Origin of the sequence: Pseudomonas sp. (genome assembly GCF_050739655.1) — a bacterium.
Lineage (GTDB): Bacteria > Pseudomonadota > Gammaproteobacteria > Pseudomonadales > Pseudomonadaceae > Aquipseudomonas.
Genome location: NZ_JBOIBY010000485.1, coordinates 1 through 3,090, shown reverse-complemented (window position 1 = coordinate 3,090; position 3,090 = coordinate 1). Strand labels below are relative to the sequence as shown.

Sequence of the window (3,090 nt, the reverse complement as noted above, 5' to 3'; positions counted from 1 at the left end):
GAGCATTGGAACCACCTGATCCCATCCCGAACTCAGCAGTGAAACGATGCATCGCCGATGGTAGTGTGGGGTTTCCCCATGTGAGAGTAGGTCATCGTCAAGATTAAATTCCGAAACCCCTATCTGCATATGCAGGTAGGGGTTTTGTTTTGTCTGCTGGAAAACTGCATTGCAGGGTTTCTATGCAACTGCTCGGGGCGTGGCTATCATGCGGCCTCATTGTGAGGCGAGACTGCATGCTGACGTTGTTAGAGCTTCTTAAAGATGGACGATTCCATTCAGGTCAGGCGCTAGGTGCCGCTCTTGGAGTCAGTCGAAGTGCTGTTTGGAAGCAGCTTCAGCATTTAGAGGCTGAGCTGGGCCTTTCCATTCATAAAGTCAGAGGGCGCGGCTATCAGTTGGCAGCGCCTCTAGCATTACTTGATCCTGCTGAAATCGCACGGCTGGCTCCTGCTTGTGGCTGGCCTGTCTTGGTCTTTTATTCAATCGACTCCACTAATGCCGAGGCGCTGCGTGCCATTGAGCGGCTTCAATCTGCGCCGTTTGTGGTGCTCGCTGAACGGCAGACAGCCGGCCGCGGCCGGCGCGGCAGGAAGTGGGTGAGTCCGTTCGCTGAAAATATCTATTACAGCCTGGTGTTGCGCATCGACGGCGGAATGCGTCAGCTGGAAGGGCTGAGTCTTGTTGTCGGGCTCGCTGTCATGCAAACCCTGCGCGAGTTGGGTGTGCCGGGGGTTGGGTTGAAATGGCCTAATGATGTTCTGGTCGGCCAGAAAAAAATTGCCGGAATTCTGCTCGAACTGGTCGGCGATCCTGCAGATGTGTGTCACGTGGTGCTGGGAGTCGGTATAAATGTGAACATGCAGATGACCGATGAGGTGGATCAGCAGTGGACGTCCATGCGTCTGGAGTCTGGCAGGATGTTTGACCGTAATCACTTGGCGGCAGAGCTTGGCGCCATGCTGCAAAAGTACCTGGAGCGTCATCAGGCGGCTGGATTTTCAGCGATCCAGCAGGAATGGGAAAAAAATCATCTATGGCAAGGGCGTGCAGTCTCATTGATTGCTGGTGTTAACCAGATAGATGGTGAGGTGCTGGGTATTGATAGTCAGGGCGCTTTGCGCTTGAAGGTGGATGGTGTGGAAAAAGTCTTCAGTGGCGGCGAGCTGAGTCTGAGGTTGCGTCATGATTCTTGAGCTCGACTGTGGAAACAGTTTTATCAAGTGGCGCGTGCTTGCTGCCAATGCTCGGCTAGTGGTGGGTGAGGGGGTGGTAGATTCGGATCACGCTTTGCTTGAGGGCGTGCAAGGGCTAAAAGGGCTTGCTCTCAAGTGTTGCCGCTTGGTCAGTGTAAGGACTGCTGAGGAAACCGGGCTGTTGATCGCAAGTTTGAAAGAAGCCTTCAATGTGTCTGTCATCTGTGCGACACCATCGCGCGTGATGTCTGGTGTCCGTAACGGCTATGAGGAGTTTGAGAAGCTTGGGCTTGATCGCTGGCTTGCCCTGCTCGGTGGGTTCCACTTGGCAAATGGTGCGTGCCTTGTGCTTGACTTCGGTACCGCTGTGACCGCGGACTTCGTTGCTGCCGATGGGGAGCATCTCGGAGGGTTTATCTGTCCCGGGATGCCGTTGATGCGCAATCAGTTACGTACGCATACCCGCAAGATTCGCTACGGGGATCTTGCGGCTGAGCGCGCTCTGGAGCGTCTCACCCCTGGTCGTACTACGGTTGAAGCGGTCGAGCGTGGTTGTTTGCTGATGCTTCAGGGCTTTGTGTTGACTCAACTTGAGTTGGCGCGAAGCCATTGGGGTGAAGATTTTTCGGTTTTCCTCACGGGTGGTGACGCCGCCCTGGTTTCTGGGGTTGTCCCTGAGGCCAGGGTGGTCCCGGATCTGGTGTTTGTCGGCTTGGCTATGGCGTGCCCTTTGTCCTGAGGTCTATATGCGTTGGTTGTTTCTGCTGCTGCTTGTTCTCAATGTGTTTTATTACATCTGGCATCAACAGGAGGCTCCGCTGCGCGCGAAGGATGTGACTCCCTTGAGTCTGTATCGAGGGTCTCAGCAGGATATTCGGCTGTTGAGCGAAGCGGGGGATTCAGCCAAGGACAAAAGAAAAGTGGCGCAGGGTGATTCTGGTTGCCTTTATTTGGGCGGATTTGCTCGTCAGGATCTCGCGCAGGGCTTGGAGCGCAGGTTGACCGGTATGGACGTGAAGTTTCAGGAGCTGTCTAAGGATGCGTCTGAGGCCGGCGGATATTGGCTGCGCGTGGCTCCTGAAAGCAGGCGATGGCTGGATGATCTTCAGCTGATAAACCTTTCTAAAGAATTCAATGAGTTAAAACATAAAATAATGCCTTGCGAGGGGGTTGCGCCCTTCGAATAGTTTGCATAGAATGGCGCCCGCTCCACAGCGAACACCTAAAGCGGTAAACGATGTGAAGCGAGGTCAACGCAGCTAACCTCAAGATTTAATTGAGAAAATGCTTGACAGAAGGCTGGCATGATGTAAAATGCCGGCTCGCTTAGGAGGGGTTCCCGAGCGGCCAAAGGGATCAGACTGTAAATCTGACGTCTACGACTTCGAAGGTTCGAATCCTTCCCCCTCCACCATTTTTAGCGAGAGCTGCAAGCCTCGCGGGTATAGTTTAGTGGTAGAACCTCAGCCTTCCAAGCTGATGATGCGGGTTCGATTCCCGCTACCCGCTCCAAGTTTACAGGTTTTGCACAGTGTTACGCTCTTGTAGCTCAGTTGGTAGAGCACACCCTTGGTAAGGGTGAGGTCAGCGGTTCAAATCCGCTCAAGAGCTCCATATAACAAGGCAGATATGAAAATATCTGCCTTTGTTTTAAGTGGTTCAGGTTGCCTTTGGTTGTTCGTGGCGGTGATTGCACCGTCGATGCGGATGTCGTAACCAGGGTCGCAGAGTAAAATGTTGTAAAGTCTCCTTCAGGCCGGCATAATGGTCGGCCTGATTTTGTTTTAGGTCAGTAGCTCAATTGGCAGAGCGACGGTCTCCAAAACCGTAGGTTGGGGGTTCGATTCCCTCCTGACCTGCCAGATTCACTTGGTGTGTCTGGCTTTCTTTTCAC

The 3,090-nt window shown here is 53.4% G+C and carries 3 protein-coding genes, 4 tRNA genes and 1 rRNA gene; all 8 read left to right on the top strand.

Going from position 1 to position 3,090, the window contains the following annotated elements:
* Positions 1 to 103, top strand: a 5S ribosomal RNA gene (gene rrf / locus ACRESJ_RS23375); the annotation flags it as partial.
* 133 nt (positions 104 to 236) lie between these two features.
* Positions 237 to 1,196 (top strand): bifunctional biotin--[acetyl-CoA-carboxylase] ligase/biotin operon repressor BirA, encoded by a 960-nt coding sequence (birA, locus tag ACRESJ_RS23370; protein WP_431760013.1) that lies wholly within the window; start codon positions 237 to 239, stop codon positions 1,194 to 1,196.
* Positions 1,186 to 1,935, top strand: coding sequence for a pantothenate kinase (locus ACRESJ_RS23365; protein ID WP_431760012.1), 750 nt, complete (start codon positions 1,186 to 1,188; stop codon positions 1,933 to 1,935). The genes birA and ACRESJ_RS23365 overlap by 11 nt, the downstream gene beginning before the upstream one ends.
* Positions 1,936 to 1,942: 7 nt before the next feature.
* Complete coding sequence (locus ACRESJ_RS23360) at positions 1,943 to 2,383, top strand: hypothetical protein (protein WP_431760011.1); 441 nt, start codon at positions 1,943 to 1,945, stop codon at positions 2,381 to 2,383.
* A gap of 142 nt (positions 2,384 to 2,525) precedes the next feature.
* Positions 2,526 to 2,610, top strand: a tRNA-Tyr gene (locus ACRESJ_RS23355).
* 24 nt (positions 2,611 to 2,634) lie between these two features.
* Positions 2,635 to 2,708 (top strand) — tRNA-Gly (locus ACRESJ_RS23350).
* Positions 2,709 to 2,734: 26 nt separating this feature from the next.
* Positions 2,735 to 2,810 (top strand) — tRNA-Thr (locus ACRESJ_RS23345).
* 172 nt (positions 2,811 to 2,982) lie between these two features.
* Positions 2,983 to 3,058, top strand: a tRNA-Trp gene (locus ACRESJ_RS23340).
* Positions 3,059 to 3,090: the final 32 nt, after the last annotated feature.